Raw genomic sequence first — 22,641 nt, 5'->3', positions numbered from 1 at the left:
AGGGCGTCGGATGGCCAGGCTGGCTGCCTGGATGCTGTGGCGGGCGGCCATCCAGGGCGCCCGTCCGCAGGCGGGCGCGGAACCGCCGCTTACTGCGAGTTGGAGGTAAAGGTGGCCAGCACGAAGCCCGTGTAGGCATACACTGTGCCGCTGTCGACGATGTCGCCGGAGAGCAGCACGTTATACAGCCCCGTGCTTTGCGGCGAGTAGGAGACCGTCAGGCCGGCTTTCCACGTGACGACGCCATTGCCCGTGTCGCTTGCCAGCTTGGCCGTGGTGAAACCGGTGCTGACGCTGGGATTCCAGTACGTGGTGCGGCCCTGGAACTGGAAGGCGATGCCGGTCTGGTTGTTGCTGTCGCTGCTGGCTATGGACAGCGCGATGCTGTTCGGTGTGGTGTTGGTGGTGACGCTTTGGCCGGCGGCCAGCGTATGGTTGGTGACTTCGACGCGAGGTAAGTTAGACATGACATTCTCCATGAGGTGATATCGGCCTGCACTTGCGGTGGGCGCCCCGTGGCCAACAGGTCCGGGGCAGTTGGGTAAGTCGGTGGAAAACGGTATTGCAACGGCTTTGCAACCATGCCATAAAAATATGACAGGACAATACGCAATTTCAAATAAAGACAAGACATTTGATATTAATCAATCCGGAATTGATTAATATATTTTTATTTACTTATTCAAAAACTGGTTTTCGGCTATTCGAAATATAACCATGCCGGCTCTTGCGCATCACGAGTAGCGATTCTATGCCTATTTTTTTTCGCGATTCTCTCGAATTGTCGCAAAGGCAGGAATGGCGCGGCATCCGGACGCGGCGCGGGAATGCGCCGCCGGCCATTTTTCGCGGCGGCAGGCAAGCCGGATAGGGAAGGCAATTGAATATAAACGGTTTATTGACTTAAATAGATGGCAGGCGCGGCTTTATTGCGCGGCCTGCGCGGGCAGGACCGGACAGCGTTCAAAAACGGCTACCACCTTGCCAGTCAGCGTGTACTGCGTGCCGTCATCGAGGATGGGGCCATCGATGAGGATTTGATATTGCTGCGGACCGAGCGCCTGGAAACGCAGGGTCAGTCCTTTCTGGAACGTTACGATGGTATCGCCGCGGTCGGCGCCCAGCTGCAGCAGGATATTCGCTGTCGACAATAAAACCGTCCAGTACGCGGTGCCGTTGGCGCGCAGCGCCACCAGGGTGTTGTCATTGATATCGTTGCTGGCCGTGGCGATGGCGTCGCTGTTGACCGTCAGCGCCATGCTTTGCGGCGCCCGGCACGCGGGAGCCGGTTCGGCCAACTGGCGCGCCAGCGCCGGGGCGTCGCCACCGAGCGATAGCAGCAGCACGGCAGCCAGCCAGGGGCCGCGCCAATTCAGCTGATACATGGTGGAGGTGGTATCCCGCGCATGCGGCCCATCGTAGCGAAATTCGGCCGGAAGAGCAAACGCATGCCGACCGCAGCGCGTCGCCATGGCCGCCATCCCCATCTGCTATCATCATGCCGTTTTGGCCGCCGCCGCGGGCGCCGGTCCGGTATTTATGCAAGGAAAAAAATGAATAATCGCATCTCCCTGCTGCGCACGCGCGGCGGGCAGGACAGCGGCAAGGTGGGCATGATCGAGCTGTTCTTCGACCTCGTGTTTGTGTTTGCCGTGACACAGCTGTCGCATGGCTTGCTGGCGCACCTGAGCGCCATGGGCTGGTTGCAGACGGGCTTGTTGCTGATGGCTGTCTGGTGGGTGTGGATCTTCACGTCGTGGATCACCAACTGGCTCGACCCCGAGCGCATTCCCGTGCGCATCAGCCTGTTTGCGCTGATGCTGGGCGGCCTGATCATGTCGGCCTCGATACCGGAAGCGTTCGGCACGCGGGGCCTGGGCTTTGCGCTCGCCTACGTCGCCATGCAGGTGGGCCGGCCCCTGTTTGCCTGGTGGGCCGTGCGCCATGAAGCGCTGGCGCGGCGCCGCAATTTCCAGCGCATCGCCCTGTGGGCCGTGCTGTCCGGCATCTTCTGGATCGCCGGCGGCCTCGCGTCGCCCGAGCAACGCATCTTCTGGTGGGGCGCGGCCCTGCTGATCGACCTGGCGGGTCCATGGATGCAGTTCGGCATGCCGGGCCTGGGCCGTTCGACGATCGCCGACTGGGATGTCGATGGCGGCCACATGGCCGAACGCTGCGGCCTGTTCGTCATCATCGCCCTCGGTGAATCGCTGCTGGTGACGGGCGCCACCTTCGCGGGGCTGGCATGGACTCCCGCCAACTGGCTGGGTTTCCTGTCGGCCCTGGCCGGCAGCATCGCCATGTGGTGGATCTACTTTGACACGGGCGCCGAGGCGGGTTACCACCGCATCGCCCACTCGAAGGACCCGGGCCGTATCGCCCGCAAGGCTTACACGTATATCCACGTGCTGATCGTGGGCGGCGTGATCGTCAGCGCCGTGGCCGATGAACTGGCCCTCGTGCATCCGGATGAAGCGAGCTTCGCCGGCATCAGCGCCTTGCTGGGCGGCCCGATTCTGTATCTGCTGGGCAATGCGCTGTTCAAATGGGTCAGCAACGACCGCGCCACGCCGCCGCTGTCGCATCTGCTGGGCATCTTGATCATCCTGGCGCTGATCCCGATGGCCTACGGTCGCTTGTATTCGCCCTTGACCCTGGCCTGCATCACCAGCTGCGTACTGGTATTGGTGGCCGTGTGGGAACATCTGGCGCTGCGCCGTCCGCCACCGGACATCGATCCCTGATGCTTGCTTGAGATTAACTGGACGGCGTGATGCCGTCCGGATCGCTGCGCGTATCGAGCTGCAGTTGCAAAAACGCCAGGTCCAGCCAGGCGCCGAACTTGGTGCCCACCTGCCGCATCAAGCCCACTTCCTTGAAGCCCAGCTGCTTGTGCAGGGCGATCGAACCGGCATTGCCCGCTTCGATGCCCGCCACCATCACGTGCTTGCCCAGACCGCGGGCGCGCGCGATCAGCTCCCCCATCAAGGCCTTGCCGACGCCGGCGCCGCGACTGTCCGCGCGCACATACACGGAATGCTCGACCGTATGGCGGAAGCCCTCGAACGGGCGCCAGTCGCCAAACGAGGCGTAGCCGGCCACATTCTGCCCTGCATCGATGGCGACCAGCACCGGATAGCCGGCCCGCTCGCGGTCGGCCAGCCAGGCGGCGCGGTTGGCCGCATCGACCGTGCGTTCATTCCAGATAGCCAGGGTGTTGCTGACGGCATCGTTGTAGATGGCCGTAATTCCTTCGATGTCGCCCATCCGGGCATCGCGTATCTGCATGTTGATCTCCTGGCTATTCGTCTACTATAATGGACAAATCATAGATTGCCGCCCGCCACTTGTCCAATAAAATCCGAATGGAAGCCAATAAATGTCCACTAAGCCAGACGAATTGAACCAGCGCATCGGCGCCAGGGTGCGCCTCGAGCGGGAAAGCCTGGGCTGGTCGCTGACGCAGCTGGCGGCCCGTTCGGGCGTGTCGCGCGCGATGGTGCACAAGGTGGAGCGGGGCGATTGCAGCCCCACGGCCACCTTGCTGGCGCGGCTGTCGGGCGCCTTCGGTCTGAGCATGTCCGAACTGATCGCCCGCGCCGAGATGCGCGCAGGGCGTTTGTTGCGCAAGACTGAACAGCCCGTGTGGATCGACCCGCAGAGCGGTTATGTGCGGCGGCACGTGTCGCCAGCGTCCGACATGCCGCTCGACCTCGTACATATCAGCTTGCCGCCGGGCGCCGTGGTGGCCATGCCAGCCGCAGCCTATGTGGCGCGGCGACAGCTGATATGGTCGCTCAGCGGCAGCCTCGTCTTCATCGAAGGCGATACCCGCCACGTGCTGGACGAAGGCGACTGCCTGGAGCTGGGGCCGCCGGCCGACTGCGTGTTCAGGAATGAAACGGCCACCGCTTGCACCTACGCCGTGGCCGTGTTGAAACGCGCCTGACGGCCAGGTTACACCAGGGCTGCGGCCCGCAACTGGGCAATGAAGGCGCGCGCGGCGGGCGCCTGCTCGTGGCGGCGGAAGGCCACGGCGATTTCCGAGCTGATCTGCGGCGCTTCCAGCTCGCGGAAGCACACGCCGGGCAATTGCACGCTGGCCATCACGGAGTGGGGCACGATGGCGCAGCCCACGCCCAGCGACACTTCCGTCAGCACGGCCACCAGGCTGCCCGGGCGCGACACCACCTGCGCCGCAAAGCCGCCGCGCCGGCTTACTTCCAGTGTCCCCAGTTCCTGTTCCGGCACGATGAACGCCTGCTGCGCCAGCGCGGCCGGCCCCGCCACGTCAACCCGGGCCAGGGCGCTGTCGGCTTGCACGGCCAGCACGAAGCGGTCACGCAGCAAGACCACGCTGGCTATGCCATCCGGCAAGTGCAGGGGCGGGCGCACGAACGCCAGGTCCACCCGGCCCTGGTCCAGCAAGTCGGGCAGGGCATCCATCGCCTGTTCGCGTGCACTGATATGAATGCCGGGGTGGCTGGCGCGAAAGCGGGCAAACTGTTCTTGCAGCACGCCGGAATACGCGGCGGAGGCCACATAGCCGATTTCCAGCCGTCCCAGCTCGCCCCGACCCGCGCGCCGCGCCACTTCCTGTGCCTGCGCCAGTTGCTCCAGCGCACGCGCCGCTTCCAGCACGAACAGCTCGCCGGCGGCCGTCAGGGCCACGGCGCGCTTGCTGCGCTGGAACAAACGCGTGCCCAGCAGCTGTTCCGTTTCCTGTACCTGCTTGGTCAGCGCGGGCGGCGAAATGCCCAGCTCGGCGGCCGCCTGCGCGAAGTGCAGGCTGTGCGCCACGGCCAGCACGCAGCGGAAGTGCCGCAGTTCCATGTCTTTGACTATATTCACCATGAGTGAATTATAAGGCGATCATCTTATAACAGGAAATAATACCAGCCTGCTTACAATCGAGGCATGAAGAATACCAACTGGACTTTATATACGTGCTCGGGCGTGTGCGCGCTGATCATGCTCGACACCAACGTAGTGGCCGTCTCCCTGCCATCGATCGTCCGCTCGCTCAACGCCAGCTTCATCGACGTGGAATGGGTGGTCAGCGCCTACATGCTGGCGTTCGCCTCGTTTTTGCTGCCGGCCGGCAGAATCGCCGACCGACTGGGACGGCGCAGGGTGATGCTGTATGGCCTCGCCGTCTTCGCGCTGGCCTCCCTGCTGTGCGGCCTGGCGTGGACGCCGTTCGTGCTCAACGTGGCGCGCGCCATCAAGGGACTCGGTGCCGCGCTGCTGCTCACTTCCGCGCTGGCCGTCATCGGCCACACGTTTCATGCAGAAAAGGAGAGGGCACGCGCCTGGTCCGTGTGGGGCGCAGCCATGGGCGTGGCCATGACGGTGGCGCCGCTGCTGGGCGGCCTGATCACGAGCGCCATCAACTGGCGCTGGATTTTCTATCTGAACTTGCCCGTCGTCGCCATATTGATGTGGCTGGTAGGCAAGCATGTGGAAGAATCGAAGGATGCCTCGAACGCCAGCTTCGACCCGCTGGGTGCGGCGCTGTTTTCCGCCGGCCTGTTCTGCATCATCTGGGGCTTGATCGACGCCAGCGTGGCAGGCTGGGCCAGCCACGCCACCCTGCTGCGCTTCCTGGCGGGCGCGGCGCTGCTGCTGGTGTTTGTGCTGGTGGAACGGCGCCAGCGCGCGCCGATGGTCGACTTGTCCCTGTTTGGCCGGCGCGTGTTCGTCGGCGCCGTGCTCGGCATGTTCGGCTACGCCATCGCCGCGCAAGTGATGATGACCTTTTTACCGCTGTACCTGCAGAATGCCTTCGGCTTTTCCGCCGTGCTGGCCGGCTGCGCCATGCTGCCGTTTGCCGTCGCCATGGTGGTGTTTTCCCGGCTGGCGCCACGCGCCATGCGCTGGCTGGATGACCGCGGCATCCTGGTGACGGGGCTGCTGATTGTTGCCGTGGGCAACGTCGCCACGGCGCTGGCCGCCGCCAGTTTGCAGTATGGGCTGGTGGCGGCCGGCATGCTCGTCACGGGCGCGGGCGCGGGCTTGCTGAACGGCACCACGCAAAAGGCCATCCTCGCCTGCATTCCCCGCGAGCGCACGGGCATGGGTTCCGGCATCAGCACCACCACGCGCTTTGTCGGCATCGTGCTGGCCGTGGGCGCGCTGGGCGCCGTGCTGGCCATACGCACGGCGGCCTCGTTCGACAAGCTGGCGTGGCTGCATGGCTTGAAGGCGTCGCCCGAGATGATAGGGCGCATCGTCGCCGGCAATGCGGCCGAGGCCTTCGGCCAGCTGCCGCCCGCCATGCAGGCCGTGGCGCAGGAAGCGGCCCGGCACGCCTTCATCGACGGCTTTGCCAGCGTGCTCTACCTGGCTGGCGGACTGGCGGCCGTGGTGGCGGCGCTGGTGTTCGTGTTGGCAAGGCCGCTGGAAAAAGTGTAACTGTTCAGCAATATTTAAGTACACGGCCTCTGCTTGTAATATGATGCCATCGAGCAATACATGGCAATCATATAACTACTGCAGGTAATCACATGCGCAGAAAACGCATCATCATCACCAGCGTGCTGGTCGCAGTCCTCGGCGTGGCCGTTCCCCTGAGCCAGGCCTTTTACCTGTCGTCCGTGCGCGCCGAGCAGGGCGAGCAAGAACGCCTGCGCCTGCTGGCCGGCTACGCGCTCGAGCGCGCCCACCGTTCGATCGCCTCGGCCGGCGTCGCCCTGCGCAGCGCCGATGCCCTGGACCTGGCGCCGTGCTCGGAAGCGCATATCCAGCAACTGCGCCGCATCACCATCACCACGCGCAGTATCGACGATATCGGCTATATCGAAAATGGCTTGCTCAAATGCACGTCCACGGGCATGGAGGACGAGCGCATCGCCGTCACGCCCGCCGACTTCACCCTGGCCAATGGCATGGGCATCGATTTCAACCTGCGCCCCGTCGTCAGCGGCGGCAAGCGCATGGTGGGACTGACTTACCGCGCCTATAAAGTGCTGATCGATCCCGTGCGCTTTTCCGACGTCATCGTCGACAGCGACATCCAGATGGCCGTGGCCATCGGCAAGCGCGGCGTGCTCGACACCTTGCACCATCCCGACCCCGCGCTGGTGCAAAGCTTGCTCGCCGGCCAGCCAGCGGCGAGCGGCGCGGCGCACGACGGCAGCATCCATGCGATGCTGTACCGCGATGGCTTGACGGCCGTCATGATTGAGCCGCGCAGCAAGCTGAACGACAGGCTGCGGCGCGAACAGCTGCTGCTCTTGCCGCTGGGCTTGCTGATGGCCGCCTTCATCGTCGGCATCGTCGTGTGGCTGTCGCGCCGGCGCCTGTCCCTGATGGGAGAATTGCGGATCGCCATCGAACGGCGCGAATTCTTTGTCCATTATCAAGCCATCATCGCCCTCGATACGGGCGTGTGCGTGGGCGCCGAGGCGCTGATACGCTGGCGCCGTCCCGACGGCAGCATGATACGGCCCGACCTGTTCATCCCCGTGGCCGAGGAAAGCGAGCTGATCTTGCCCATTACCGACCAGGTGATCGATTGCGTCATCGCCGACATGCGCGCCGCGCTGCTGGCCGACCGCGAACTGCACATCGCCATCAACCTGTGCGCCAGCGATATTGAAACGGGCAGGGTGCTCGACGTGCTCGAACGCGCCTTGGCCGGCACCGGCATCGAGGCGCAGCAGATCTGGCTGGAAGCCACGGAGCGGGGTTTCATTAACGTGGAAGCGGCGCGCGCCACCATCGAAAAGGCGAGAGCGCGCGGCCACGCGGTGGCCATCGACGACTTCGGCACGGGCTATTCCAGCCTCTCCAGCCTGCAAAACCTGCCGCTAGACGCCCTGAAAATCGACAAATCCTTCGTCGACACCATCGGCACGGACGCCGCCACCAGCAGCGTCACGCCGCACATCATTGCCATGGCGCGCACCTTGAACATGCTGATCGTGGCCGAAGGCATCGAAAGCCAGGCCCAGGCCGACTATTTGCGCGAACGCAAGGTCGAATTCGGCCAGGGCTGGCTGTTTGCGAAAGCGTTGCCGGCCGGCGAATTTCTCGCCTTCTACGAAACCCGCCGCACGCCATCATCCACATGAAACAGGCAAACTTCCCTTATCCCTTGCAGCCGCTGCGCGTACCGGGCGGCTGGCACATCACCGTCAACACCTTGTTCCAGGTGGACCCAGGCCCGCATACCATGCAATGGTTCAGCAGCGCGCTGCTGCTATGGGGCAGCTGCCGCGACACGGGCTATTGCTTCAACTCGCACTTCGAGCCGGAAGATGATCCCGATGGCGAGTTCGTGCTGGAGATGGGCAAGGTGCAATACGACCGCCACGGCAAGATCGTTCAGGGCAGCGACGCCTTCCTGGGCGAATTTCGCACGCGCAGCAAGGCAGCGTTTGTCGAGCGGGTCGAGCAATTCATGCAAGACCCTGCCGCCTGAGCGCTATTGCTTGCGCGGCAAGACCACGTCCTGCCCGCCCTGCTTGAGCACGGCGCCGGCGATCTTGCCTGCGGCATCGCGCGTAAAGGTCAGTTCGGCCTCGATGGCGCGGAAGAAAAACTGGTCTTTCGCGCTGGCAAACAGGGGCGCCGAACCGACGCCCGTGCCGGCCGCTTCCAGCTCCTGCTTGCCCAACGCCACCGTCAATGTGAAATTTTCGCCTGGGGAATGCGCGAGCACATATTCGGCCACGTACTCAGCTAATGTTGCGCGCGGCAGCTCGATGGCGGCTTGCGGCTTTTTCAGCGGCGGCAAGGGCGTGCCGGGCAGCAAAGCGGACAAGCCCAGGGCATCGATGGTACGCGCCGTGTTCGTCAGCACCACCACGCCCCGCTTGCCGTCCGTGATGAAGGCCGCATAGCTGGTGTAGCCGCCCGTCTGGCCGCTGTGCCAGGCATAGCTTTGTCCGTGTTGCAGCTCCAGCAGCCAGGCCAGGCCGATTCTGGTTTTGCTGTCGGGCGCCAGTGGACGCTGCGGCTTGACGGCCAGCGCATACGGGCGCAGCGGCTTGAACATGTACGCTTGCAGGTAGGCGAGCATGTCGCGCGCGCTGGAATACACGCCGCCGGCCGACGCCACCACGTTCAAGTACCAGGCTTGTGTGGGCTCGCCCGTGACCAGGTGGCCCGGCGCCAGGCGCGCCAGCATGCCGTGCGTGGGCTGGTTCGAGGTCGAGCGCATGCCCAGCGGCACGGCGATGCGCTTTTGCAGCCGCGCTTCATAGCTGCGGCCCTCCCGCGCCGCCAGGGCCGTGCCCAGCACGGCATAGCCGATATTCGAATAGTCAAAGGCGCTGCCCGGCGCACGCGGCAGATGGTAGGCGGCGAGAAACTGTCGCTGTTTTGCTGCCGTGTAATCGGCATACGGGTTGGCCGGGTCCTTGGGGGCGAAATTATCGGGCAGACGCGGCAGTGAAGAATAGTGCGTGGCCAGGTCGAGCAGGCTGATCGCCTTGCCGTCGAAGGCAGGCACCGTATAGCAGGGCAAAAATCCTGAGTTTTACGCCATGCTTGTCGAATGAGCAATGACAGGGCTAGAACTGCCGTCTGGCGAACTTTGCTATGCCATGCTGGTGTAAGACCAGACCGATAATGCTGCCCTCGGCGTCACGTTGGAACACCAGGTGCCCGCCGGTCATCCTGGAGAAGAACGTGTCCTGCGCGCTGGCGAACATGAGCGCTTCACCCGGTTCCGTTGTACCCGACTCCAGGATACCTGCAAGCAAGCCATTGGGCCCCTGGCGCACATTGAGGATAACACTGGCGCCCAGCGCATACTGCCCTGCATATTGCACCAGATCGGCCGGGGCGATGGCTATTTCCCGCGGTAATGGCGCTGGCAACGGCAATGGCGGAAGCTGGCCTTGCCACAGAACGGCCTGGCCCAGCGACTGGACTTCGCGCGATGTGCCGCTCATTACCACCACGCCACGTTTGCCATCGAGACTAAAGCCGACAAAACTGGTGTAGCCACCCGACATGCCGTTGTGCCATGCGTAGTTTTGGCCGTTGACGCGTTCGAATGTCCACGCCAGGCCGAGTGTCCTGGCGCGCGGGTCATGACCTTCGCCACCCAATACCTGCTGTGGCCGCAAGGCCAGCTTTTGCGCCTCGCCAGCAGGCTGCATGTAGGAGTGCAGATAGCGTATCATGTCGCGTCCGCTTGATAATACGGCGCCAGCGCCCTCGAGTGCCCGGAAGTCCCAGATCGGCACAGGCACGCCATTGTCCAGGTGGCCATGCGCCATGCGCTCGCGCATTTCGGGTGAAGGTATCGTGGTCGTCGATGGCATGTCCAGTGGTCCCGTGATGCGTGCCCGCAGCAGGTCTTCATACGACATCTTTGCCTGCGTTCCCAGCGCCGTTCCCAGCAGGCCGTAGCCAAGCATCGAGAATTTAAACTCCTTGCCGGGTTTGCGTGTCAGCGCGTAGCCAGCCAGGAAGGTGCGCAGCTGCGCTTCGTCATAGTCGGTAAACGGATCCAGGGGATTGGCCGAGTGCAGGTTGTCAGGCAGGACAGGCAGGCCGGAAAAGTGCGTTGCCAGCGAGCGCAGGGTGATTTTCTTGTCGCCGAATTCGGGAATTGTATAGCCGGGCAGCAACTCGGACACCGGCTGCTCCAGCCTGACCTTGCCCGTCACAACAGCGTCGGCCAGCAGCAAGGCCGTGAATGTCTTGCTCACGAAACCGAGTTCATAGATGGTATCGGCATCAGGCTGGTAGCTATCGTTGTCGCGTGCACGGCCGAAGCCATACACGGCGCTATCCTTGCTGTCGATTACGGCGATGACCAGGCTGGCATGCTGGCCGTTGCGCACCAGGGTTTCCGCCCGTTCGCGTATGGACGCGTCGAGCGTGGGTGTGGCCATGGCGCCGCAGGTGGACAGGGATAAAACAGACACAAACAGGGCGCGCAGGCGTGTGGGGATCATCGATGCCGTCAGGTGATAGTTGCTAGAAAGAAAGCATCATAGCATCCTTGAATAATGGCTGGTTTGGCAAGGTATCTCAGCCAGTGTTGTCACTGGCGTATCGAGAAAACCCGCCAGCTGCGCCCGCATGCCGGCGGCCATGCCTTGCAGCAATTCGCCACGTCGGCGCGCATCGGCGCGTTTCTTTGATGGCAGCTCGGCCAGGTCCGGTGCCCGGTAAGGCGCACAGGGCAAGTGATAATTACCGTCGCGCATGCGCAAGGCGTGCAATTCCTGCCAGGCCAGGTCGTAATCGGCGGCGATATGGCGCCGCCGGCGTGCATTCAGGGCGATACGGTTGTCATTGCTGATCAAAAAAAGGTTATTACAAGCAAAAAAATCGCCGAAATCGCGCAAGGCCGCGACCATCAGGTTTTTCGGACGGCAACCGTGCAGCGCCCGCGTGGCCGCCTTCACGGCGTGCGCACCCGCTTCCGAGCGCAAGCCTTGCAGCGCACCCAGCTGCAAGGAGACGCCATCGGCGCGCGGCACAAATAAAAAGCTGGCCAGGTACAGGGGCTGGCCGTCGCGCGTCAGGCGCAGACACAGTTCGCCTTCGCGGTAGCTGTCGTGGATGGCCGTCAGCTGCAAGCGGTACAGCGCCGCGTCCTTGCCTTCGAACGCGGCCAGCACCACAGGCTGGCGCGCGGCACGCTCGACCAGTCCGCGCCCGCCCGCCTGCCACAGGAAGCGGTAATGCCCTTCCAGCAAGGCCAGGCGATCCGTGCAGCCCAGCTGGCGCGAGGCGTAAGGGCGGTAAATCTTGAAGCGCAAGCAGGGATGCAGCTGCGCCAGCGAGGTCATGCCAGGCATGCTGCCAAGGAAGGCTTGCCAGCGCGTGCGCTGGCGGGGAAAGAAGAGGGCGCCCAGCGCCGCTTTCAGGCGGTGGCCGTTGGCGCGATATGGCGGCGCGGCGCCGCCGTGGCGCAAGGTTAAAGCGATGTCATTCATGGTTCTGCCGGAAAATGGCAGGCGCTGCACAATGAGAGCCTTGCCAATCTGAATGCTACGTGGGCAAGGTGAATTTCATATTAAGAAGCTATTCCCACGGGCATTTAGAGGATGACAACTAAACATTTGCCTTCTGGCAATATGGACGGTTATGCTCGCGGCACCTCCACTCAATGACTGATGCCGTTCATGAATCACCGCCATTTGCTTGTCATTCCCATGCTGGTCGCCGCACTGGGCGCCCAGGCGCAAGAGCGCACGGCCGATCCCTTGGGAGCGTTGGCGCAATGCATCAACCGTAGCGAGTTTCAGTTCCGGCAGCAGGACCGCTTGCCCGCGCACGTGACGACGCGCAGCGTCAAGCTGGCGACGGGAGAGGGCCGGGTATCGACGGCCGATGGCTATCGGCTGATGTTGTTCCGCAAGAGCAGCTTGCCCTTCGTGAATCTGAAAATCGAACGCAGCGCCGAAGGCAGCTTTGCCGCCGACCGCGAAACCATCCTGGCGCAAATGCAGCAGATGTCAGCCAACAGCAAGCCGCCACATCTGGTGCCGCTGGAAACGGACACGCGCCAGGGTGTGGAAGTGCTAGGATTGAACAACCAGAACATCACGCAAGCGTCCGGCGTGATCAGTCTATACACACTGCTGCATGCAGCCAGCGGGACGGTCGCCACCGCTTATCTGCTCAATCAGCCGGCGGACAGGCGGGAATTCGCGACGGATGCGCAGTACCAGGCCTTGCGCGACCAGTTCATTGCCGCGCTGGCCAGTTGCATGGCTAATCCGGCGCAGTAAGGTACGCGTACATTGAAGGAGATTACTTCCATGAAAAAAACAGAGCCAGACACGCAGTCCGGGGAGGGCGCGGCGAGCGGCGAGTCCGCTACCCGCCTGATCGACGCGAAAATCGCCTCCCTGGCGGACTGGCGCGGCAAAGCGCTGGCCACGGTGCGCGCGCTGATCCGCCAGGCGGACCCGGACGTGGTCGAAGAAGTCAAATGGCGCGGCGTGCCCGTCTGGTCGCATGCGGGCATGATTTGCACGGGAGAAACCTATAAACTGGCCGTCAAGCTCACCTTCGCCAAGGGCGCCGCCTTGCCCGATCCGGCCGGCCTGTTCAATTCCAGCCTGGACGGCAACACGCGCCGGGCCATCGATATCCACGAAGGCGAGCAGCTCGATGCCACGGCGTTCAAGGCGCTGATACGCGCCGCCGTGGCAATAAATACGGCGCCCAAACCGAAGCGGACGAACATTTGAGACATTATTTGTATATCTGGCACGACCCGGCCGAGCGCATGCTGGTCGCCTCCGGCATCGAATTCAAGGATTTTATCCCCGCCCTCGGCAAGGCGGGCGGCATCGTGCTGCGCAAGGGCAGCGCCGGCACGGCCCGCAAGCCTGCCGCCTGGCAAACCTTGGCGCAGCAGCAATTGCCGGCCCTGGCGCATGAAGACCTGCATGCCTGCGGCAGCCATGCGTGGGCCGATTGGCAGAATTATCAGGGCAGGGCGTCGGCATCCCTTGATGCGGACGTGGCCGAGGCGCTGGCGCACCGTGCCACGGCGTCGCAGCGCACGGGACTGACCGCCTTGCAGAACCGCTTTCTTGCCTTTGCTCACGACGATGGCTGGTATCTGAAACTGTTTTATGCGGCGTGGGACGAGGTTGCCGCTTGGCTCGCCGGCGCCATCCCGCCAGCGCTGGGCACGCTCGACATGGATGCACTGAAACAAGCAGGCGATGGTTACTGGCTGCAAAACGGTACGGTTGATGTGGAGCGGAAAACCCACGATATCGACAGCGTGCTGAACCGGCGACTGTAACAGCTGCTGGTCGCCGTGGTGGCGCGCTTCGGCGCCATCTGAGCCTCAACGCAACTGGACGATACGCGCGCGCTACCTGTGCCCGAGAGGGAGAGTGACGCTTCAGATGGAAAGCCGACCACTGCGACTCGCAAGCACGTAGCATGCCGACAGGCGGCGCTTCCTGCCCCGGCAGTTCGCCAAAACGCGCCGTGTAACAGGGTGCGCCAGCGCTTGCCTGCGCCAGCAGCGGCGCGCCGATCGGCGTCAGGGTGAAATGCTGCGCATACTTGTCCCATCGGCAGTCATCGGGCAGGCGAAATAGTGCGGCAAGCCCCGAAAGCTGGCCAGGCCCGTCCTGGGGCCATCGTCGATATCCCAGACCATGTAAACAGGTTCAAACATCGCGTTTCCCCTTGCTATCCATGAGCAGGCCCAGCCTGGCCGCCATGCCGGCATTCTCGCGCAGCAAGCCATCGCGCTCCTGCGCCAATGCTTCCATTTTCTGCTGCGTTATTTTCCCGCTTTCCGCCAGCATGTCGAGCTGGCGGTCTTGCGCGGCCAGCGCCACCCTGGCATCGTTCAGCGCCAGCAAGGCCGTGTCCAGCTTGGCCAGCAGGGCGTCGGCGGACGCGGCCGCCTGCTGATATTGAAATTCAAACTGGTCGCGCTCGGGGCGCACGGTGGCCAGGGCTTCGCGGTCGGCGGCCGCTTCGCTGGATAAGCGCGTTTGCTCCGCTTGCAGCTGTGCCAGGCGCATGTCTTGCTGCACCAGGGTCGCTTGCTGGCCCTGCAAACGCTGCTGCAGCTGCGCGTTGTCCTGTTCCAGCCGGCTGATCCGCTGCTGCGCCTGCGCGCGCTCCTCGCTGCGCTGGGTGGCGGCCGCCTCCTGGTAATGGTCGAACTGCGAGCGCACCTGCGCCAGCTGGCGGTTCAGGGCGGAAATTTCCTCGCCCCGGTCAGCCAGGCGCTGCGTCAGGCCCGCGTTGTCGCTGTGCAGGGTGGCCAGGGTGACGGCGCGAAAATGGTGTTCTTCCTTCAGTTGCGCCAGCGCATGCTGCGTGGCGCGCAACTCCTGGGTGAGGGCGGCGCGCGCCTCCGTCAGTTTTAGCCGATCCATTTCCGTCTTTTTCAGCTTTTCCAGCGCCGCATCGCGTTCGGCGCGGTTCTGCTGCATGCCCGTTTCCAGCTGCTGCGCCACGTCGCGCTGCTGCTTCTCATACACGCCCCGCATCGCTTCCATTACCTCGGTCGGCAAGCCTGACTCCGTTTTCACGGCGCCCGCGCCCTGGAACTCTTCCTTCCAGCGCTTCAGCAGGGGCGCAATGGTGCTCTTGCTGCCCGTGCTGCCCAGCGCTTCGCGCACATTGTCGACCGTGGGGTTGCGCCCATCGGCAGCGACGATTTGGGCTGCTTTCATAACATCAGAGTACAAAATGCCTGTGCGGGCCATGAAACCACCTATGAGCGAAATTTAGTAACGTATTACATGATACGTAATATTGAATAATATTACGATATAAATTTTAATGATTATTGAAACATATAAGCTGCGATAAGATCGCTTATCGCGTGTTATGGGGGTGTTTGGCATGCTATTCTGTGACCCTCTTAGTACAAAAGCGTGATTTCGCTGCCGCCATGCCCGATTTGCCCCTCTCGAAACGCCGTAGTACTCCTTCGAAAAACGCCGCCATCGCCGTTGCACCGTTACACGGCGCCCTCATCGATGCGGAGCTGGCCGCGCGCCACCAGGCGTTTCTCGCCGCCGCCACGTCGGACAACACGCGCCGCACCTACCGTTCTGCCATCCGCCACTTCCAGGCCTGGGGCGGGGCGCTGCCCGCCGACGAGTCGACCGTCATCCGCTACCTGCTGGCGCATGCGGACAGCCTGAACGCGCGCACCCTGGCCCTGCGCCTGACGGCCCTGTCGCAATGGCATGTGTACCAGGGCTTTGCTGACCCGGCGTCCACGCCCACCGTGCGCAAGACCCTGGCCGGCATCGCGCGCCTGCACGGCAAGCCGAAAAAGAAGGCCAAGGCCTTGCCTCTGGAAGACCTGGAGGTGATCGTCGCCAAACTGGCCGCGCTGGGCAGCGTCAAGGCCCTGCGCGACAGCGCCCTGCTGCAACTGGGCTTTTTTGGCGGATTCCGGCGCAGCGAACTGGTGGGATTGATGCTGGAAGACGTGAGCTGGGAGCCGCAGGGCATGCTGATCACCTTGCCCCGTTCGAAAACGGACCAACTGGGGGAGGGCATCGTCAAGGCGATTCCGTTCGGCGACGGCGTCTGCTGCCCGGCCACGGCCCTGCGCGCCTGGCTGGCCGCGGCGCACATCCGCTCCGGACCGCTCTTGCGCCCCGTCAATCAGTGGGGCCATGTGAGCGTGAAAGCGCTGCACGCGAGCAGCATCAATACGATACTGGAGGGCTGCGCCAGGCTGACGGAGCTCGATTACGTGCCGGAATTGTCCAGCCACAGCCTGCGCCGCGGCATGGCCACCAGTGCGCACCGCGCCGGCGCCGATTTCCAGGCCATCAAGCGCCAGGGCGGCTGGCGCCACGACGGCACCGTGCATGGCTATATAGAAGAGGCTGGCCGCTTCGAGGACAATGCGGCCGGCAGTTTATTGAGGGCGAAGAAGAAGCCGGCGGCCTGAGAGCGCCCGACAACACCTTGCGCTCTACCACCAATGCGTGAGGGAATGGAGCGGAAGGTCTGCCCGCGTCTCATGGCAGATGGGCAATCTGCGAAATCGGCGTAGCCATCCAAGGGTTGGTTTAACGCCCCATCATGGCGTCCGCCCGGCAGCGAACAAGACGGCCAGGCTAGTGCTCGTGCCATGGATTTGTGCGTCTGCTTTCGCCCCATTGCAGACTGTCGGCTTGGCAGCCTCGGGCAGCCCCATTTTTTTGAGTTTATCAATCGCAGATCTGTTGAGTCAGTTACCCCGCCTTGAAATCGCTGGAGATTGAATTGATCAATACTTTCCCAACCGCACCCCAGTCAAATCCCGCAAACTCAACTACCGTCGATGCGTATCTTCTTGAATTCCAGATTCCGCACCTCGTCTACGACAACCTGAAATCCGATAATTTTATTTCTGCTATTACGGTTGAATTGAATGCCGCCCATGAAATATTTATTTCCAGAAAACACATCCATCTTAACGGGCTTAAAAGTGACGGAGCCCACACGCACATTTTTGGCCATAAGCTGGCCGTTATCTACCACGAAAACGAAAGAGGAATTGAGCGCTTCGCTGTAGAACGTTCCCGTGAATTGAGCCAGTTCATTTTCTGCGTAGGAAACTGCCTTGTACGGTTCGAAAACAACGGGATCGCTTTCCCCCATGCTGAAGTGCATATCCATTTTTCCTTTCTTATCCACGAATTTAATAAAATAATGATCGTCGCCATCAATCTTCATTTGGAAGGTCGAATCGCTTAACGGGATCAGTACGCGGCCATCGGCTTCCGTCCGCGTGTAATACAAGACACCATTTTTAACGTGTACTCTCGCAGCAAGCGTCCGTTCGCTGCTCCAGTACACGCCTTCGTATTTCTGACTCTGCGCACGGCTCAGCTTCACGCTTTCGATCTTGGAATAATCGATGGTTTCAGGCTCGAGGAAATGGTCTTTCAATATCGTGGAAGCAATCTGCATGCCGTACATTCCGTTGTACGCTAGGCCGGAACTCAGTACGACAGCAGTAATTTCCTGATCGGGAAAATGGAAAATCGAGCTCGCGTATCCGCCAAAACTGCCTATCTGGTAAATCTTTGCAATTCCCCGTTCCTTGCCGGCGTGTTGCTGTCCGTATGTCGAAATACTGGCGATATCCTTGATGATTTCGCCGCCATCAAGCTTGATCGGTGCATTTAGTTTAGTGGCAAGCGCGTTTCCGCCGAGCGCGTCGGATAAGATGGCGGAGCGCCAGATCGCGAGGTCTCTGATCGAGCTGTAAAGATTGACAGGCCCTGGAACGTTTCCGCTGCCATAGTCGATTTTATAGGCGCCTTTGCCGTCATCGCGGTACGGCACGGCCGTGTTTTCAGGCGGCGCGTCGCCGTAGAGAAACGCGGTGTTCGTCATGCCGAGCGGCACAAAGATATTATTTTTGCAATATTCATCAAACGGTTTTCCCGATGCGACTTCGACGATCTTCGCCAGCAGTATCAGCCGCGTGTCGCCGCCCGGCGAAAAGACGTCACCCGGTTTGAAGTTCAATTTCTTTTGGCTTTTTACGAGTTCTAGGACGGCATTGTGCTGTTCGCCCCCTATCGGCTCCCAGCCTGACAACGACTTCAAGACCTTGTATCCATGCAAGCCATCGGTCGAGCTCAGCAAATGATTGACGGTGATTTTCTTGCCGAAATCCGGCAACCCCGACACATACATGCTGATGCTGTCATTTAATTTTATCTTGCCCTGCTCTTCGAGCTTCAAGACGGAGTACGCGATAAATTCCCAGGCAAGTGTATCGATTTGGAATTTCGTATTAACCGTGGCAGGAATCTTGTATTCGAGATTAGCGCTTCCGAAAGATTTCTCGTATATCAATTTGTCCTTCTTGAAGATAGCGACCGCAAATGCCGGTTTGTTCGGTGTATTGAGTTCGCTGACGATCTGGTCGAACTTCTCTATCAGGATTTGTTCGGCGCCGTCGTCCGCGCTTACCGAAAACGGAAGCAATACAAGGAGTCCCAGCATTAAATATGCTGCTTTTAAAGTTTGGATGTTCATTATCAGTTCCTGTCTATTTAATTGTGTCGCTGGAGATTCTTGATCACTTCCTGCGCCACGGAAACAGTGGCCGTCGGATCTTGTCCCGTGATGACGTTTCCGTCGACGATGAAGAAGTTGTCACCCCATCTTTTAGAATAGACAAAATTCCCGCCGTTCTTGCTAACCTCCTTATCGATGGAAAACGGAAATGCCTTGTAATATTCGGCTTTTGTGTCTTCGAAAATATCGGGGAATCCGGTAACTTTCTTGTTCGCGAAGATGAACGCGCCATCACGATTCTTTAGGTTGACAATTCCGGCCGTGCCGTGGCAGATGGCTGAGACAACGCCGCCATTTTCATAGATTGTGCTGGCGATATTCTGGATTTTTTCATTTTCTGCAACGCCAAACATAGCCGCCCCACCGCCGCTGTAATAGACGGCTTGGTACTCACTTGCGTTGATTTGTTCGGGCTTCAGCGTATTCTTGAGCAATGCCATGAAGCTGGCGTCATACAGGTGTTCCTTTTGCGTCGGATTCGACGTATCGACGTAGCCGACTGGAATTGCACCGCCATCGGGACTGACGAAATCCACGGCATAGCCATTTTTCCTGAAAACGTCGTAGGCAATGACTATTTCCTCGAAATGGTTGGCCGCGCTGATCTTCGTATTGCCATAGGTATGCTGGTTCGACGTGACGAACAAGATCCGGTTTTGCTGCTTTGGCACCGCTTTCCAGGTGTAACTCTTTTGCACGATCTTCCAAGAGCCCGCGTATTTGAGCAGCAGGAAATAATCGGTGTAAAGCCTGAAATTGGGCATTAGTATTTCTACCTTCGCGGTGGCCGCATTGTTTTCGATGTCGATCGATACGATGCTTCCGATGCGTCTAATTTTTTCGCCCGATTTGATTTGCGCGATGTACTGTTCTCCGGAACGGATCAGCAATTCATTGTCTTCCGTTACTGCGTATAACTTGAAATCAGGATGGAACGCCTGCTTCAACTTGGCCGGTTCACCATTAGCCGTTCCTTCCATATAGTCCGTCAAGGTTTTTGTGATCCGATCACGGTCCGCGCCTGCTACGGCAGGCGCCGTAGCAGCCATCGCCTGCCCGGTCATGCAAAACAAGAGAAAGACATGGAGAATGGCGCGCAAAAGAATATATTGGTTCATACATTACCTAAAGTTTCACTATTACCTATTCGCCGAAGGTAAATACGGTTGTTCGGGCGGCTATCGGATCCGCACACTGTGCGACGAAGCGAAGCTGCCGAATGACACGTTAGAGCGAACGGGGAAGTCCATGGTCGCAAACCACAATTTCGGACTCCGGATCCATAATTCGAGAGGGATTTCAACGATGGTCGCGACGAAGCGCAAGCCCAAGTTCAGGCGGCCAGCACACCGGGCTTACCGGCGCCAACGGTCGGCAGCTGCGTGCGACGCGGTATGTCAGGAATCGCTGGTGACGCGATGGCGTTGCGGCGATGCCGGCGCACAGTCGGCGCCATCGCCACAGGACGAGAGCGGCATCGATGCAAAGACCGCTCGATAGCCGGCAGGCGTTTGCCCCGTGATCTTCTTGAACGCGGCAAAAAATGTGGAATTGGAATTGAAACCACTGCGCTCGGCAACGAGTTCCATATTGAGGTGGGATGCCGTGATCAACAGGTTTTTGGCGTGCTGAATGCGAAATTCATTAATATAAAGGTTGAAACTTTTATTGAGGTTTTCATTGATTACCTGGGAAACCGTCGTTTGCAGGTTGCCAACTTTCTTCGCCAGCATCGCCAGGCTCAAGGCCGGATTCAAATACAACTGCTGCTCGCGCATTACCTTATCGAGGGAATTGAGCAATGCGCGGATATCATCGTCGTTCATTTTCTTATTCTGGTATTTTTCCTTCTTGCCTGCCTCGTCCACCGCTTCATTTTTCACGATATACGTCATGATCGTGATGTGGATAGAAAAAGTAAACGAGAGCGCGCCTATAATATAAGACGTGAATGGCGTGCTAACGTAAGCGACGAGTATCAGGAGACTACTGAAATAAACGCTGAGCAGGAGCGCTGTTTGACGGGAAAATCGGCCATCGACGCGGCCCAATACGCCGCGCGCCTGCCATAGCTGCCTGCCAGCCAATAGCAAACAAGAAAACCAGTAAACATGGATGCCGCAAATCACATAGAACCAAGTGTCCGTATTGCGCGAATACGGGAATAGCACGGCGATGCCGATTAAGGATAAGGGCAGAAAAAGATGCGAGCGCCAGTGCTTGCTGACGGCACTGTCTGTCACGTCGGCCAGATGGCAATGGACATACAGATATGTCAGCGGCCCGATCAGCAGGCACGCCGACAGGCCCAGTTGAATAAACGCGACAGCAAGGTCGGGATTAAAGTAGTAAAACGCCGATTTAACCGTGCGAAAACCGATCACCAGCAGCAATGCGCCGAGCATGGCATGCGTCAGGCGATGGGATCGGCGGCTGAAAAAGTAGAACGCCAGCAATACGCCATTCACGGCGCCCAGGGCGCTAAAGAAAAATAGTAGTAGGCTTGAGATCACTGGTCGGTTGGTGACGTTTAACTGCGTTATGGGCCGGGGCCCGTAAAAAATCGAAAGCGTCGCACATCATCGCATAGTCGCTCATCGCTGAGAACGCTTCCCCGCGATGCCTTCGACTATACGCTGACCGGCGCCGCGACCCTGCAGCCATATTGCCCGAATCCCGGCTGCGCGCCGTGAGCGCCCTGCTCGATCCAGTCGAGCTTGTCGCGCAACTGCGCGCGCATCCAATTCAGCTCGGCAGCTTTCGCTTCAATCTCCTCCAATTGCCCGCGCAGGATGGCCACGGCGCGCGCAGGAGGATTGACCTGTTCGCGGTGCTTTGTATCGCGCGCCGCGATGTCCTTAATTGACCAGCCCAGCACCTGGCCCGCGCGGATCACCTCGACGGTCAGCATAAAGTCACCCGTGAAAAAATGGTAAGGCGTCCCAACGGTCAATGATAGCGCGGTTGTTTTAGTTAGCTAGCATGTCAGTGTGAAATCGTTCTTGCATAAGTTTTCAAAAATTGACGAAGGAGGGCGTGAATATCCGGAATTGGCCGATAGCGGACGGCTGGGGTGCATCATTGTATGGCGCTGTTATTCCTTTGGCAAGCAAGAGACATACAAGTGCTCTTGTGAGGGGGCTAAGATAACGGCTTGGCGAAATGGATGCGTTCCTTGGCCGGGTCGCCAACTTGCTCCACTAGCCGTATCTGGTATCCATTGCGGATCAGCAAGCGCAGCATGGCCGGATAGCGGTTCATCGATTTCACCGTGATGGATGTAAAACCGTGTGCTCTGGCCCAGGCTTCCTGGCTATCCAGCAACTGCTGCGCCAGGCCCGTCTTGCGGTGCGCAGGCAGCACGCCGCCCAGCCAGCTATACAAAGTGCCATCCTCGGCGCCATACCCCAGCTTGCAGCCCACGGGCTGGCCGTCCACTTCGGCGATGAGCACCAGTGCGCCGGCTGGCAACCGGTCCTGCAACTGCGCCAGGCTGCGCCGCTGGTCGAACTCGGGAATCGCCTGCAGCACGTGCCAGGCTTCCGCGATGGTGCCAGGTCGTATCATGCGGCGGCTTGCTCCCGGGGGCGGATGATCATGCAGGTGGCTGTCGCGTGCGCGTACACTTTACCGGCCTCGTCGCGGATCGTGCCTTCGGAAATGACCAGATTGCGGCCCGCATTGATCACTTTGCCTTCCGCGTAGACCGTCACGTTGAAGGGCAGGGGGCGGCACATCTTGATGTTGAGGTCTGTCGTGCCATAGCTTTCGCCGGCCGGCAAGACCGTGTGCGTGGCGCAGCCCGTGACCGTGTCGAGCACGGTGGCCGCGAAACCGCCATGCACGCCGCCCATGGGATTGGTGTGCGTTTCATTCGCCGTCGCCGTGAAGATGACGCGGCCATGCTCCACCGTGTGCGCATCCATGGGCATGGTCTTGGAAATGCCGGGGCGGGGAAACAGGCCTTGCGCGAAAGCTTGCATCAGTTGCAAGCCGCTCATGTCGTTGGGGTGCATGGTAACTATATGGACGCCTCCCGTTTGGCAAGGTGATTTTGTGTGTTTCAGACAGGCTAGGCTGCAGTTCTATATCCGGCCTTGTTGCAGTTGTATTGCTCTGCGGGCCCCGATGAAATCG

At 60.5% G+C, this 22,641-nt stretch carries 24 protein-coding genes; 9 read left to right on the top strand and 15 right to left on the bottom strand.

The window, feature by feature from the left end; genetic code table 11:
• Positions 1-89: 89 nt before the first annotated feature.
• Both ACQ4WP_RS15655 and ACQ4WP_RS15650 read right to left on the bottom strand, forming a co-directional pair.
• A complete protein-coding gene (locus ACQ4WP_RS15655; RefSeq protein ID WP_436522139.1) occupies positions 90-467 on the bottom strand; it encodes a hypothetical protein in 378 nt (125 codons plus the stop codon).
• 459 nt (positions 468-926) lie between these two features.
• Entirely contained in the window at positions 927-1,385 is a 459-nt protein-coding gene (locus ACQ4WP_RS15650; protein WP_436522137.1) for a hypothetical protein, read from the bottom strand.
• Between the two features lie 168 nt (positions 1,386-1,553).
• Between ACQ4WP_RS15650 and ACQ4WP_RS15645 the strand changes: the two genes are divergently transcribed.
• Positions 1,554-2,744: a low temperature requirement protein A gene (locus ACQ4WP_RS15645; RefSeq protein ID WP_436522135.1), complete on the top strand. Its 1,191-nt coding sequence runs from the start codon at positions 1,554-1,556 to the stop codon at positions 2,742-2,744.
• Between the two features lie 13 nt (positions 2,745-2,757).
• On the opposite strand, the gene ACQ4WP_RS15640 is transcribed toward ACQ4WP_RS15645, so the two are convergent.
• Positions 2,758-3,288: a GNAT family N-acetyltransferase gene (locus ACQ4WP_RS15640; protein WP_436522133.1), complete on the bottom strand. Its 531-nt coding sequence runs from the start codon at positions 3,286-3,288 to the stop codon at positions 2,758-2,760.
• 91 nt (positions 3,289-3,379) lie between these two features.
• Between ACQ4WP_RS15640 and ACQ4WP_RS15635 the strand changes: the two genes are divergently transcribed.
• A complete protein-coding gene (locus ACQ4WP_RS15635; RefSeq protein ID WP_436522131.1) occupies positions 3,380-3,949 on the top strand; it encodes a helix-turn-helix domain-containing protein in 570 nt (189 codons plus the stop codon).
• Between the two features lie 8 nt (positions 3,950-3,957).
• Here ACQ4WP_RS15635 and ACQ4WP_RS15630 read toward each other — a convergent pair whose 3' ends face one another.
• A complete protein-coding gene (locus tag ACQ4WP_RS15630; RefSeq protein WP_436522129.1) occupies positions 3,958-4,854 on the bottom strand; it encodes a LysR family transcriptional regulator in 897 nt (298 codons plus the stop codon).
• Positions 4,855-4,917: 63 nt separating this feature from the next.
• Between ACQ4WP_RS15630 and ACQ4WP_RS15625 the strand changes: the two genes are divergently transcribed.
• The 3 genes from ACQ4WP_RS15625 (at position 4,918) to ACQ4WP_RS15615 (ending at position 8,425) form a co-directional block, all read left to right on the top strand.
• Positions 4,918-6,414, top strand: a complete 1,497-nt coding sequence (locus tag ACQ4WP_RS15625; protein ID WP_436522127.1) for an MFS transporter — start codon at positions 4,918-4,920, stop codon at positions 6,412-6,414.
• Positions 6,415-6,506: 92 nt separating this feature from the next.
• The gene (locus ACQ4WP_RS15620) at positions 6,507-8,075 is read left to right on the top strand and encodes an EAL domain-containing protein (RefSeq protein ID WP_436522125.1); all 1,569 of its coding nucleotides are present in this window, start codon (positions 6,507-6,509) and stop codon (positions 8,073-8,075) included.
• Positions 8,072-8,425, top strand: coding sequence for a hypothetical protein (locus tag ACQ4WP_RS15615; RefSeq protein ID WP_436522123.1), 354 nt, complete (start codon positions 8,072-8,074; stop codon positions 8,423-8,425). The genes ACQ4WP_RS15620 and ACQ4WP_RS15615 overlap by 4 nt, the downstream gene beginning before the upstream one ends.
• A gap of 3 nt (positions 8,426-8,428) precedes the next feature.
• Here ACQ4WP_RS15615 and ACQ4WP_RS15610 read toward each other — a convergent pair whose 3' ends face one another.
• From ACQ4WP_RS15610 to ACQ4WP_RS15600, 3 genes are read right to left on the bottom strand one after another with little or no spacing between them, the layout of a single operon-like run.
• Positions 8,429-9,472, bottom strand: a complete 1,044-nt coding sequence (locus tag ACQ4WP_RS15610) for a serine hydrolase domain-containing protein (RefSeq protein ID WP_436522121.1) — start codon at positions 9,470-9,472, stop codon at positions 8,429-8,431.
• Positions 9,473-9,518: 46 nt separating this feature from the next.
• Positions 9,519-10,916, bottom strand: coding sequence for a serine hydrolase domain-containing protein (locus ACQ4WP_RS15605; protein WP_436522119.1), 1,398 nt, complete (start codon positions 10,914-10,916; stop codon positions 9,519-9,521).
• Between the two features lie 36 nt (positions 10,917-10,952).
• A complete protein-coding gene (locus ACQ4WP_RS15600; protein ID WP_436522117.1) occupies positions 10,953-11,906 on the bottom strand; it encodes a VirK/YbjX family protein in 954 nt (317 codons plus the stop codon).
• Between the two features lie 189 nt (positions 11,907-12,095).
• Here ACQ4WP_RS15600 and ACQ4WP_RS15595 point away from each other — a divergent pair, with 189 nt between their 5' ends.
• Genes ACQ4WP_RS15595 through ACQ4WP_RS15585 form a run of 3 tightly spaced genes read left to right on the top strand, consistent with a single transcriptional unit; the run spans position 12,096 to position 13,735 of the window.
• Positions 12,096-12,704, top strand: coding sequence for a hypothetical protein (locus tag ACQ4WP_RS15595; RefSeq protein ID WP_436522115.1), 609 nt, complete (start codon positions 12,096-12,098; stop codon positions 12,702-12,704).
• A gap of 30 nt (positions 12,705-12,734) precedes the next feature.
• Positions 12,735-13,169: a DUF1801 domain-containing protein gene (locus ACQ4WP_RS15590; protein WP_436522113.1), complete on the top strand. Its 435-nt coding sequence runs from the start codon at positions 12,735-12,737 to the stop codon at positions 13,167-13,169.
• Positions 13,170-13,177: 8 nt separating this feature from the next.
• On the top strand, positions 13,178-13,735 hold the full coding sequence (locus ACQ4WP_RS15585; protein ID WP_436522111.1) for a hypothetical protein: 558 nt from the start codon (positions 13,178-13,180) through the stop codon (positions 13,733-13,735).
• Positions 13,736-13,981: 246 nt separating this feature from the next.
• Here ACQ4WP_RS15585 and ACQ4WP_RS15580 read toward each other — a convergent pair whose 3' ends face one another.
• Together ACQ4WP_RS15580 and ACQ4WP_RS15575 are read right to left on the bottom strand one after the other, a co-directional pair.
• Positions 13,982-14,119 (bottom strand): hypothetical protein, encoded by a 138-nt coding sequence (locus ACQ4WP_RS15580; protein WP_436522109.1) that lies wholly within the window; start codon positions 14,117-14,119, stop codon positions 13,982-13,984.
• The gene (locus ACQ4WP_RS15575) at positions 14,112-15,134 is read right to left on the bottom strand and encodes a DNA-binding protein (protein WP_436522107.1); all 1,023 of its coding nucleotides are present in this window, start codon (positions 15,132-15,134) and stop codon (positions 14,112-14,114) included. The genes ACQ4WP_RS15580 and ACQ4WP_RS15575 overlap by 8 nt, the downstream gene beginning before the upstream one ends.
• 182 nt (positions 15,135-15,316) lie before the next feature.
• On the opposite strand from ACQ4WP_RS15575, the gene ACQ4WP_RS15570 reads away from it, so the two are divergent.
• A complete protein-coding gene (locus ACQ4WP_RS15570; protein WP_436522105.1) occupies positions 15,317-16,375 on the top strand; it encodes a tyrosine-type recombinase/integrase in 1,059 nt (352 codons plus the stop codon).
• Positions 16,376-16,737: 362 nt separating this feature from the next.
• On the opposite strand, the gene ACQ4WP_RS15565 is transcribed toward ACQ4WP_RS15570, so the two are convergent.
• The 6 genes from ACQ4WP_RS15565 to ACQ4WP_RS15540 all read right to left on the bottom strand — a co-directional run bounded on the left by ACQ4WP_RS15565 (position 16,738) and on the right by ACQ4WP_RS15540 (position 22,520).
• Positions 16,738-18,462 (bottom strand): serine hydrolase domain-containing protein, encoded by a 1,725-nt coding sequence (locus tag ACQ4WP_RS15565; RefSeq protein ID WP_436522103.1) that lies wholly within the window; start codon positions 18,460-18,462, stop codon positions 16,738-16,740.
• Between the two features lie 17 nt (positions 18,463-18,479).
• Complete coding sequence (locus ACQ4WP_RS15560; protein WP_436522101.1) at positions 18,480-19,622, bottom strand: nuclear transport factor 2 family protein; 1,143 nt, start codon at positions 19,620-19,622, stop codon at positions 18,480-18,482.
• Between the two features lie 279 nt (positions 19,623-19,901).
• Positions 19,902-20,972 carry an AraC family transcriptional regulator gene (locus tag ACQ4WP_RS15555; protein WP_436522099.1) on the bottom strand — a complete coding sequence of 357 codons (1,071 nt, stop codon included), beginning with the start codon at positions 20,970-20,972 and terminating at the stop codon, positions 19,902-19,904.
• A 161-nt stretch (positions 20,973-21,133) separates the two neighbouring features.
• Positions 21,134-21,415 (bottom strand): MerR family DNA-binding protein, encoded by a 282-nt coding sequence (locus ACQ4WP_RS15550; RefSeq protein ID WP_436522097.1) that lies wholly within the window; start codon positions 21,413-21,415, stop codon positions 21,134-21,136.
• 230 nt (positions 21,416-21,645) lie between these two features.
• Positions 21,646-22,071 (bottom strand): GNAT family N-acetyltransferase, encoded by a 426-nt coding sequence (locus ACQ4WP_RS15545; protein ID WP_436522095.1) that lies wholly within the window; start codon positions 22,069-22,071, stop codon positions 21,646-21,648.
• Positions 22,068-22,520, bottom strand: a complete 453-nt coding sequence (locus ACQ4WP_RS15540) for a PaaI family thioesterase (protein WP_436522093.1) — start codon at positions 22,518-22,520, stop codon at positions 22,068-22,070. Before ACQ4WP_RS15540 ends, ACQ4WP_RS15545 begins: the two co-directional genes overlap by 4 nt.
• Between the last annotated feature and the right edge of the window lie 121 nt (positions 22,521-22,641).

This window comes from Janthinobacterium lyxosi (genome assembly GCF_051380665.1).
Lineage (GTDB): Bacteria > Pseudomonadota > Gammaproteobacteria > Burkholderiales > Burkholderiaceae_D > Janthinobacterium.
Note: the sequence above shows the minus strand (reverse complement) of the source record. Positions and strands in the feature narration are given on the sequence as shown.